The sequence below is a fragment of the Xanthomonas sp. SHU 166 genome, from assembly GCF_000364685.1.
Lineage (GTDB): Bacteria > Pseudomonadota > Gammaproteobacteria > Xanthomonadales > Xanthomonadaceae > Xanthomonas_A > Xanthomonas_A sontii.
In genome coordinates, this window is record NZ_AQOJ01000437.1 from 1 (window position 1) to 9,111 (window position 9,111).

A 9,111-nucleotide genomic window follows, 5' to 3' on the forward strand; every position below is an offset into this window, starting at 1 on the left:
CGGCATGGTGGTCGGGCTGAACCGGCTGATGGAGCTGACCGAAGGCAACCTCTCGGCCTTGTCGGCGCTGTTGCGTGCCGTGGCCCAGGGCGACCTCACCGCGCGCATGCACGGCGAATTCCACGGCGTATTCGCGCAGATGCGCGACGATGCCAATGCCACGGTGGAACAGCTGACCGGCATCGTCGGCCGCATCCAGCAGGCCACCACCGCGATCAACTCCGCCGCCAGCGAGATCGCCGCCGGCAACGACGACCTGTCGCGTCGCACCGAGCAGCAGGCGGCCAATCTGGAAGAAACCGCAGCCTCGATGGAGGAGCTGACCTCGACGGTGAAGCAGAACGCCGAGCATGCGCACCAGGCCAATCGCCTGGCGCAGGACACCGCGGGCGTGGCCTCGCGTGGTGGCGCGGTGGTCGAGCAGGTGGTGGACACCATGTCCGGCATCGCCGAAGCATCGAAGAAGATGGCCGAGATCATCGGCGTGATCGACGGCATCGCCTTCCAGACCAACATCCTCGCTCAACGCCGCGGTGGAGGCGGCGCGCGCCGGCGAGCAGGGCCGCGGTTTCGCGGTGGTGGCCAGCGAGGTGCGCGCGCTGGCGCAGCGCTCGGCGACCGCGGCGCACGAGATCAAGGGCCTGATCGACGCCTCGGTCGGCAAGATCGACGATGGCACCGCACTGGTCAACGGCGCTGGCGACACCATGCGCGAGGTCGTGGCCAGCGTGCGCCGGGTCACCGACATCATGAGCGAGATCGCCGCCGCCTCGCAGGAGCAGAGCGCCGGTATCGAACAGGTGAGCAAGACCATCGTGCAGATGGACGAAGCCACCCAACAGAATGCCGCGCTGGTCGAGGAGGCCACGGCGGCGGCGCGGGCGATGGAGGATCAGGCCGAGGAACTGCAGCGCGCGGTGGCGCTGTTCAAGCTCGCGGCACCTTCGTCGGGCGGCCTGGCCGCGGCGGGCCGAGCGCGGCTGGAGCTGGTGTCGTGAGCGCCATGCGCAGCGCAGCGCTGCTGCTGGCGCTGGGCGTCGCCGCACCGGCCTGGGCCGGGACCGCCAGCGCCAATCTGGCGGCGACCTCGAACTACGTCTCGCGCGGATTCGAGCAGAGCTGGGGGCGGCCGGTGCTGCAGGGCGGGCTGGACGTGGCCGCCGACAGCGGCTGGTTCGCAGGCACCTGGGCGTCGGGCGTGAGCCCGTACTTCATCGAAGGCGGGCACGTGGAGTGGGACGTGTATGCCGGCTACGCGGCCAGCCATGGCGACTGGGGCTGGCGCGCCGGCGTCTACCACTACGCCTACCCCGGCGCGCGCATGAGCGCCAGCGGCACGCGCTACGACTATGGCGAGGCGATCGTCGCCGGGCACTGGCGCACGCTGGAACTGTCCTACGCCAGCACCTGGACGCGCGACTACTTCGGCTACAACAGCGCCACGCTGGGCGTCGGCCAGGGCCGGCACTCGCGCGGCTCCGGTTATCTGGCGCTGGACGCCACGCTACCGCTGGCGCCGGACTGGCAGGCCAGCGTGCACGCCGGCCACCAGCACGTGCGCAACTTCGCCGACTACGGCTGGACCGACGCGCGCGTGGGCCTGAGCCGCACCTGGCGCGGCACCGAGTTCGGCCTGAGCTACGCACGGGCCTGGAACAGCGCTGGCGTCTATCGCCGCTACACCACCGGCGTGGCGGATGGCGAGGGCCGGGTGCATGTCTCCAACCCGATCGACGGCGCCTGGTCGTTCTCGATCAAGCGCAACTTCTCGCTGTAGGCGGACGCGCGCTCAGCCGTCGGCAGGCGCTGCGAACGCCTCCACGGCGAGCCGGTCCAGGTAGGCGCGCAGGCGTTGCTCGCGTTGCGCCGGGTCGCTGGGCAGCGGGCGCGCTTGCGTGCCGCCGCCGCTGCGCGCATGCACGCGTGGATACGGCTGTGCCGGCAACGGCACGCCCAGGAAGGCGCACAGCGGCTCCCAGCCCGTCCGCGCGTCGGTGTCGAGCACCAGCAGGCGCTGCGCCGGCACGCTGGCGATGACGGCCTGGTTCCAACGGCGGAAATAGTCGGTCATGAAGCCGCGATCGTCGATGCGCGTCGCGAAGTCGCGGCGCAGGAACTGGCTCAGCCGCTGGCCCTCGGCGCCGAACAGGGCCGGCACGCTGCCGTCGCTGGCGAAGATGGTGCTGCGCACCGACTCGAACCAGGCATCGGCATCGCGCACGGTCAGGATCACCTTGGCCTGCGGGTAGCGCGCGACCAGCTCGCGCCAGAAGCAGCAGCCGGGATAGTCGACGCTGGCGGTATAGCCGGCGAACAGCGTGTCCCAGTCCGCCTGCCCGTCGATCGCCGCGTCCCACAGCGGCAAGGCCTGGCGCAGGTGCGCGGCCAGTTCCATGGCGTGATAGCAGCGGCCCAGGCCCAGATGTTCCAACGCCAGCTTCAGCGACAGGGTGCCGGTGCGGCCGAGGCCGGCGCCGATGACGCGCAGGCTCATGCCGTCGCTCCGGCGCCCTGTGCCAGCCATTGCGCCGCCTCGCGGCCCAGTTCCGCCTGCGCGCGTGCCTCGTAGTCGGCGGCGACGGTCGCCGGCAACAGCGTATGCCAGCGGCCACTGCGGCCCTGGTTGAAGAAGGCCTTGCCGCCTTCGCGCCACAGCCCGGCGCCCTGCGGCACGTAGCGCGCGGCGTGCTGGCGCATGTAGACGAACTGGCAGTGCGCCAGGATGGTCTCCCAGGCCGCCTCGCGCACCGGGATCTCCAGGAACGCGGCGATGCGCCGCACTTGCCCGGGCAGATCCACCAGCAGATCGGCGTAGTGCACCAGCAGCACGTTCGGCTGCGCGCGCTGCTGCCACCAGCTGCGCACGCCTTCCCAGAACGGCCAGAACGGTGCGCCGTCGTGGGCCAGCCAATGCGCCACGTAGGCATCCACCGGCAGGCTCGGCGGCGGCACCACGCGCAGCTTGCCCGGTTCGGCCGCCCCGGCATCCAGCCGCGCCTGCGCATCCTGGCTGACCGCACACTGGTGGTCGTACAGGCTCAGCGCGATGTCGCGGCCGTCGCGGCCGATGTACAGGTATTTGGCGCGATCGCTGACCACCAGCGCATCGGCGGGCAGATGCGTCTTGATGAAGCGCCGGTGGGTCTGCGCCTGCAGCAGCGCGAGCTTGCTGTCGCGGTCCGGATACACGCCGTCCAGCCACGGCGAGATCGCCGACACGTCGACGTCCGCCGCGCCCTCGAACAGCAACTGCGCGACGATCTGCTGCAGCCAGGTGGTGCCGGCCTTGGCGTAGCTGGCGATGACGATGTCGCCGTCGCGAAACTCCAGCTCGTTCCACGCGGCGGAATCGAAAAAGCGGTTGGAGTATTCCCGGGTCTTGGCGAAGGCAGTGGAATCAGCCATGCGGGGTTTCCGGTGTGCGGGGGAAGGGCGCCGTCGCGGGCGACTGGCGGGACAGGGTTGTCGTGCGCGGGCGCAAGGCGATGCGGACATCGAGTGGACGCAGCACCAGCGCCGGATACGGTCGCGGCCGCGCATCCGTCGCCAGGTGCAGGGTGCGCTCGCGCAACAGGCCGGCCACGACCAGGGTCATCTGCACCAGCGCCAACTGGCTGCCGATGCAACTGCGCGGACCGCCGCCGAACGGAAAGTAGGTGTAGCGCGCCGGTGTCTGCGCCGGGTCCAGCCAGCGCGCCGGCAGGAAGCCGTCCGGCGCGGAGAAGTGACGCGGATCGCGCTGCACCACCCACTGGCTGACGATCAGCTGGGTACCGCGCGGCACCGCGAAGCCGCCCAGCGTGGTGTCGCGTTGCGCGATGCGCGCGGTCATCCATGCCGGCGGATACAGGCGCATGGCCTCCTTCACGCAGGCGCGCGTCAGCGGCAGGCGTTCGACGAGCGCATCGGCGCAGGGCGTGGCGGATGCGCCGTCGAGACCGGGCAGGGCATCGGCTTCCTCCGCCACGGCCTGCGCGATCGATGGATGTTGCGCCAGCAGCAACAGCGTCCAGGTCAGGCCGGCCGCCATCGGCTCCAGCGCCGACATCAGCATCGCCGCCGCTTCGTCGCGGCACCAGTCGTCGTCGGCCTGCGGAGCGTCGCGTCGCAGCAGCTCCAGCACCGAGGCGTCTGCGTCAGGCGAACGTGGCGACGCCAGGATCTGCGTCAGCGCCGTGTCCAGTGCGCCGCGTGCGGCACGCAGGCGGCGCTTGCCGGCACTCGGCCACCAGGCCGGCGCCGCGGACGGCGTACGCGTCTGCTGCAGGATCGCATCGACCATCGGCAGCATCCGCAGCAGCGCCGGCGCGTGCATCGCATCGCCGAGCAGGAAGCCGGCGCCCAGTTGCGCGCAGAGCGCGGTCATGGTCAGGCGCAGGTCGTGCACGTTGTCGATGTCGTCGCGCGATCGCAGCAGCGCCTGTGTGGCGGCGGCCGCCTTTCCGGCGTAGTCGCGCACCAGGCTGGCGCGGAACGCGGGCTGCAGCGCCTGGCGCTTGCGCCGCCAGGCCTCGCCCTCGCTGTTCATCACCGATGCCGGAAAGGCAGCGCGCCGCGCACGCGGATCCGGATCGGATTTGGCGTAGAGGTTGCCGTCGTCGCCGAGCACCGTGGCGATCGCGGTTGGTGCTGCGAGCAGATAGGTGCGCTCGGCGATCCGCACCACGTCGCCATGCGTGCGTGCGCAGTGTTGCAGGAAGTCGAGGGGATCGGTGGCGAAAGCCTGCCGGTTGCCGAATGCCCAGTGCCCGCGCGGGCCTGGCGGGCGCGGGTGCGGATCGGTCACGTGCAGATCCGCGCGAATAGCCGTGTCGGCGGGTCACACCGCGACGCAGGAGGGGACATGGAGCCGATGGCGAACGGGCGTGCAGCCGTGCGAAGCGGAGAGCGCTGGGGAGAGGGGGGCGGGTCGCCCCCTCTCGCACGGTCATGCCACGCGACGGTGGCGGGGGAGGTCAGTAGGTGTAGATGTAGCCGAGCTTGCGGCCACCGAGGCTCTGCACCCAACGCGACAGCGAATCAAAAAGGCGTTTCATGGCGATACTCCTGATTGAGCGGGGGATCTGTTGCGATTGTCGCGCGTGCCTCAGCGTGGCAGGCGCGGAAAAAGCATCCTCGCTTGGATGCGGCGGCGCAAGCAAAAGACTGAAGCGCGGCCAACTGCAATGCGCATGTCATCTGCAGTTTTGTGGCGTGTGTCGCACGCAATTGCAGCGCATCGCCGCGCCTGCCATGCAGGGTGCCGTCCTGCATGTGTGGCCACTGCGTCGCCATCGCTGCGTGCTATGGTCGCGCCACTTCGGCAACGAGTGGCTGCGGATGCCCGTGACCCACGAGTATGATCGCCTGGCCGCGATCTACGACCGTTTCTACGATCGCTGGCCTGCCGCCGTCACCCAGCAGTGCGTCGGTGTCCTCGCCGAGCTGGCCGCGGGCCGTGCGGCGCTGGAACTGGGCATCGGCACTGGCCGCATTGGCTTGCCGCTCGCGCGCTGCGATGTGCCGGTCACCGGTATCGACAATTCTCCTGCGATGCTCGAGGCCTTGCGTGCCAAGCCCGGCAGCGAACGCCTGCACCTGGTCTGCGCCGATTTCGCCGACATGCCGGTGTCCGGCCCGTTCGGCCTGATCTACGCGGTGGCGGCATTCGGGTATCTGCTGACGCAGGCCGAGCAGCTGCGTTGCATGGTCAACGCAGCGCGCTGCCTGGCGCCCGACGGCCGCTTGCTGATCCAGAGCGCGGTGCCGGGTGCGGAGGTGTTCGAAAGCGGCGGCAAGGTCAGCCAGGTGCTGGACGTGCCGGACACCGACGGCGATGGCGCGGCAGTGATGCTGGTGTGCTCGCAGCCCGATCCGCTGCAGCAGCGCATCGACCAGCGCGTGGTGGTACTGGGCGAATCCGGTACGCGCATCTTCAGCGAGCGCCGCCGCTACGTGTGGCCATCGGAGCTGGACCTGATGGCGCAGATCGCCGGCCTGCGACTGGAGGCGCGCTGGAGCGACTGGGCACGCACGCCGTATCACGCGCGCAGCCGGATCCAGATCTCGGTGTACGTGCCTGCCAGTGAGCGCACGGCCTGAGAGATTCACGCCGTCGTAAGCGCTTGACGGCGATGTCCGGTCTGCGAGTGGCGGCGTCGGAAGTAGTTGGGCTTTATCGCATTCGGCGTCTGCGGCCATGCCGCTGCCGGACTAGGCTATCCCGTTGGTGTATAGGCGAACCGCGCCTGCAGCCGCGCGCATCGTGTCTGGTCTGGTCGACGCCGTGCTACGACCCGGCACGGGCGCTTGGCTTCGCGATCGCCAGTTTGCGGCGGGGAACACTCAGCATGTCATCCTCGGTTGCGAAGTGCCGCGCTAGCCCGCGCCATGGGAGGCAGTGACAGCAAATCAGGCAAGCAACGCATCGACCAGATCAGCGTGGGCACCGGCCCCGGTTTCATGCATCGCGTGCATAGCCTGCTTCGCGTTGTGCGCGGATCGCCAGGACAAAGACGGTATCCAGCGCCACCACGTATCGGTAGAGGGCGATATATCCCTGAGCGCCTTGGCCAATCACCAGTTCACGCAGATCATGGCGCGTCAGCCGGCCGATCAGCGGATTGTCCGTCAGCACGTTCGATGCGCTGACGATCTCGCTCAGACGCTCTTGGATATGCTCGGCTTCGTGTTGTTCCAGATGGCCGATGATGCGCCGTAGGTCCTCGTTGACAGAGGGCAGGAACTCGACGTGCGCCATGCTATTTCGCGAACTTGCGGGCGGCGGGAGGGGGAATGTCCTTGCCCTCAATGCGTTCCATCAGATAGCGACGCATCTCGTCCCAGGGAATGCTCTCGCCGGTTTCTAGAAATTCGCCCCAACGGCGCTCGGCCTCCGCATGGAAGTCGACGCGCCGCTCGGCCAACTCGGCCTTCTCGGCGATGGCTTCCAGGATGAAGTTGTGCGAGGTGGTGCCGGCCGCTTCCGCGGCCTTGGCGACGCGGGCCTTGAGCGCGTCCGGCAGGCGGATGGTGGTGGTGCTCATTGGGAGGAGCTCCAGGCGATTGGTGTGGAATCAATGTAGCACAGGTGTGGTACAGATGGCCTGGCTGGGCAGGCGCGTCGGTCAACTGGTCGGAAAAGGTCGCTTGCAGTAGGGACTGTGCACGATGGCGATGTCTGCGGTTTTCGCTCCGTACGAATTTCTAGCCCCTGTCTCCACACGCTCGCAGCGCCGATCGCACAAAAAAACGGGCGCCTCGCGGCGCCCGTTCCTGTCTGCCTGGCGATGTCCTGCCGATGGCTCAGTAGCGGTAGTGCTCCGGCTTGAACGGGCCATCGACCGGCACGCCGAGGTAGGCGGCCTGCGCGTCGGTGAGCTTGGTCAGCTTCACGCCGATCTTCTCCAGGTGCAGGCGCGCCACTTCCTCGTCCAGCTTCTTCGGCAGGCGGTACACCTGCTTCTCGTAGCTGTCCTTGTTCTGCCACAGGTCGATCTGCGCCAGGGTCTGGTTGGCGAAGCTGTTGGACATCACGAAGCTGGGGTGGCCGGTGGCGCAGCCCAGGTTGACCAGGCGGCCTTCGGCCAGCAGGAAGATCGCCTTGCCGTTGGGCAGCACGAACTTGTCCACCTGCGGCTTGATGTTGATCTTCTGCACGCCCGGCAGCTTGTACAGCGCCTCGACCTGGATCTCGTTGTCGAAGTGGCCGATGTTGCAGACGATGGCCTGGTCCTTCATCTGCGTCAGGTGCTCGATGCGGATGATGTCCTTGTTGCCGGTGGTGGTGACGTAGATGTCGGCCTGGCCGAGGGTGTCCTCGACGGTGTTGACCTCGAAGCCTTCCATCGCCGCCTGCAGCGCGCAGATCGGGTCGATCTCGGTGACGATGACGCGGGCGCCGTAGGCGCGCAGGCTGTGCGCCGAGCCCTTGCCGACGTCGCCGTAGCCGCACACCACCGCGACCTTGCCGGCCAGCATCACGTCCATCGCACGCTTGAGGCCGTCGGCCAGCGACTCGCGGCAGCCGTACAGGTTGTCGAACTTGCTCTTGGTCACCGAGTCGTTGACGTTGATCGCCGGGATCAGCAGGGTGCCGGCTTCGGCCAGCTGGTACAGGCGGTGCACGCCGGTGGTGGTCTCTTCGGAGACGCCCTTCCAGTCCTTGACCACGCGGGTCCAGTAGCCGGGGCGCTCCACCGCCACGCGCTTGAGCAGGTTCTTGATCACCTGCTCCTCGTGCGAGGAGGACGGCTCGTCCACCCACTTGGCGCCGTTCTCCAGCTCATAGCCCTTGTGGATCAGCAGGGTCACGTCGCCGCCGTCGTCCACCACCAGTTCCGGGCCGGTCTGGGTGCCGTCGGGCAGGGTGAAGGTCAGCGCGTCGAGGGTGCAGTCCCAGTATTCCTCCAGGGTCTCGCCCTTCCAGGCGAACACGGGGGTGCCGGTGGCGGCGATCGCCGCGGCGGCGTGGTCCTGGGTGGAGAAGATGTTGCACGAGGCCCAGCGCACGTCGGCGCCGATGTCCTTCAGCGTCTCGATCAGCACCGCGGTCTGGATGGTCATGTGCAGCGAGCCGGTGACGCGCACGCCGGCCAGCGGCTTGGCGGCGGCGTACTGGCGGCGGATCGACATCAGGCCCGGCATCTCGTGCTCGGCGATGTCCAGTTCCTTGCGGCCCCAATCGGCCAGGGAAATGTCGGCGACCTTGTAGTCGCCCTCGGTGGAAAAGCTCTTGAGTGCAGCGTTCATCGATAAAGCTCCGGTCAATGGCGAGAAACTCGCGAAGTCCGGGCGCCGTTGTCGCTCAAGCCTCGCGCCGAGCCTGGCCGGATCTGGAGACGGGGAATCCGGTCTCGATCCGGTCGCAGCGCCCCTCGGCGCAAGGGGTAACCGATTATAGCGGCTGCCGCGTGTGGCGCTTGAACGCGGGGGGCAGGGCGGGGGATGGCAGGCCCAAGCCCAACCATCGACAGGGGGCGGGCCGCGCCGGCCCTGCTACCGTCGCTGGTTCGATCGATGCGAAGGAAAGGGGAAGAGATGAACCAGATCACAGTGCGCGGGCGCCGCCGTGTCGCCAGGCCGGTGTGCGGCCTGCTGTGCGCGGCCCTGGCCGCGGCCGGCAGCGCCGCC

The 9,111-nt window shown here is 68.7% G+C and carries 9 protein-coding genes, 1 pseudogene and 1 riboswitch; of the genes and pseudogenes, 3 read left to right on the plus strand and 7 right to left on the minus strand.

The features are described 5' to 3' along the window. Together D180_RS11875 and D180_RS11880 are read left to right on the plus strand one after the other, a co-directional pair. A pseudogene (locus D180_RS11875) lies at positions 1-998 on the plus strand (methyl-accepting chemotaxis protein); the annotation flags it as partial. 5 nt (positions 999-1,003) lie between these two features. After that, complete coding sequence (locus D180_RS11880; RefSeq protein WP_017912967.1) at positions 1,004-1,777, plus strand: TorF family putative porin; 774 nt, start codon at positions 1,004-1,006, stop codon at positions 1,775-1,777. A gap of 12 nt (positions 1,778-1,789) precedes the next feature. Here the strand turns inward: D180_RS11880 and D180_RS11885 are convergent, their stop codons facing one another. The 4 genes from D180_RS11885 to D180_RS23935 all read right to left on the minus strand — a co-directional run bounded on the left by D180_RS11885 (position 1,790) and on the right by D180_RS23935 (position 5,253). After that, entirely contained in the window at positions 1,790-2,494 is a 705-nt protein-coding gene (locus D180_RS11885) for a sulfotransferase family protein (protein WP_017912968.1), read from the minus strand. Then, complete coding sequence (locus tag D180_RS11890; protein WP_017912969.1) at positions 2,491-3,405, minus strand: sulfotransferase domain-containing protein; 915 nt, start codon at positions 3,403-3,405, stop codon at positions 2,491-2,493. Before D180_RS11890 ends, D180_RS11885 begins: the two co-directional genes overlap by 4 nt. Then, positions 3,398-4,786, minus strand: a complete 1,389-nt coding sequence (locus tag D180_RS11895; protein WP_017912970.1) for a cytochrome P450 — start codon at positions 4,784-4,786, stop codon at positions 3,398-3,400. The genes D180_RS11890 and D180_RS11895 overlap by 8 nt, the downstream gene beginning before the upstream one ends. Before the next feature lie 233 nt (positions 4,787-5,019). Continuing rightward, entirely contained in the window at positions 5,020-5,253 is a 234-nt protein-coding gene (locus D180_RS23935) for a hypothetical protein (RefSeq protein WP_157835457.1), read from the minus strand. Between the two features lie 66 nt (positions 5,254-5,319). Here D180_RS23935 and D180_RS11900 point away from each other — a divergent pair, with 66 nt between their 5' ends. Next, entirely contained in the window at positions 5,320-6,081 is a 762-nt protein-coding gene (locus D180_RS11900; protein WP_043090881.1) for a class I SAM-dependent methyltransferase, read from the plus strand. 358 nt (positions 6,082-6,439) lie between these two features. Here D180_RS11900 and D180_RS11905 read toward each other — a convergent pair whose 3' ends face one another. From D180_RS11905 to ahcY, 3 genes are all read right to left on the minus strand, one after another. Then, positions 6,440-6,739, minus strand: a complete 300-nt coding sequence (locus D180_RS11905; protein ID WP_017912972.1) for a type II toxin-antitoxin system RelE/ParE family toxin — start codon at positions 6,737-6,739, stop codon at positions 6,440-6,442. Position 6,740: 1 nt separating this feature from the next. After that, positions 6,741-7,025, minus strand: coding sequence for a ribbon-helix-helix protein, CopG family (locus D180_RS11910; protein ID WP_017909630.1), 285 nt, complete (start codon positions 7,023-7,025; stop codon positions 6,741-6,743). A gap of 259 nt (positions 7,026-7,284) precedes the next feature. Continuing rightward, complete coding sequence (ahcY, locus tag D180_RS11915) at positions 7,285-8,730, minus strand: adenosylhomocysteinase (RefSeq protein WP_017912973.1); 1,446 nt, start codon at positions 8,728-8,730, stop codon at positions 7,285-7,287. Between the two features lie 33 nt (positions 8,731-8,763). Then, positions 8,764-8,863, minus strand: a riboswitch (S-adenosyl-L-homocysteine riboswitch). Positions 8,864-9,111 lie beyond the last annotated feature (248 nt).